At 54.7% G+C, this 874-nt stretch carries 1 protein-coding gene; it reads left to right on the top strand.

Going from position 1 to position 874, the window contains the following annotated elements; translation table 11 throughout:
* Nucleotides 1-151: 151 nt before the first annotated feature.
* The gene (locus NW818_RS09865; protein ID WP_414424453.1) at nt 152-469 is read left to right on the top strand and encodes a helix-turn-helix domain-containing protein; all 318 of its coding nucleotides are present in this window, start codon (nt 152-154) and stop codon (nt 467-469) included.
* Nucleotides 470-874 lie beyond the last annotated feature (405 nt).

The following is an 874-nucleotide window of genomic DNA, read 5'->3' on the forward strand; positions in this document are numbered from 1 at the left end:
TCGTAGAGGGGTGCCGATGCAAGCGGTAGTGTATCACAAGTGGTTGAGGGTGCAGGGAGTGGTCCAGTAAAAGTGATCTAATATAGGGGACATGGCTAGGAGACCAGTCAGCCACCCAGGAGTGAAGTGCCAATTCTGCGGCAGTGCAGAGATGCGCAAGTATGGACGAAACCTCAGTGGCACGCAGAAGTATCAGTGCAGAAAGTGCGGTCACAAGACTACACCAAATTCAAAGTCGATAGCGCATAGCCCCCAGATACGCCAGAGCGCACTACGACTAGTTGCTGAAGGTATGAGCCAGCGCAAAGCTGCGCGCATCCTGCAGGTCAGTGGGCAGTCGGTCGGGCGTTGGGTGAAGAAGTATGTTGATTCACTGCCAGCGCAGCCACCCAAACCTGCCACCTCGGAGGTGACCGAGCTAGACGAGCTGCACACTTTTGTGCGGTCTAAAAAAACAAACGTTATCTGATTACAGCAGTTGACCGCAAGACGCGCTGTTTCATGGGCTGGTCACTAGTTGCTGAGTGCACGGCTGAGGCAATTCAGGAACTGGTCGACCGAGTGCCGAACACGTTCCAGTTTTGCTCGGATGGGTATGCTGGTTACCGGCAGGTGAACTACCATCGGAGTCGTCATCTGGTAGGGCCGGGGAAGTCGCAGACTTATTCGGTTGAAGCGAACAACGCTGAGTTGCGATGTTTTGTGTCGCAGCTCGTGCGTCGGACGCGCGGGTTTGCCAAGCGTGATGCTGGTCTCCAGCGGGCGATTACTTTGTTTGTGCACTGTTGGAATGCGCGTCAGATGCTCCGGCAGCATTACCCGAGATACCGGCGTGGACTGTCTGAATTTATATCACCTTGATTGGAGCACTCCC

Source organism: Synechococcus sp. R6-5, assembly GCF_047461775.1.
Classification (GTDB): domain Bacteria; phylum Cyanobacteriota; class Cyanobacteriia; order Thermostichales; family Thermostichaceae; genus Thermostichus.

Excerpts from the sequence above, each read along its gene's own strand:
- NW818_RS09865 (WP_414424453.1), top strand. The coding sequence starts at position 152 with ATGCGCAAGTATGGACGAAACCTCAGTGGCACGCAGAAGTATCAGTGC.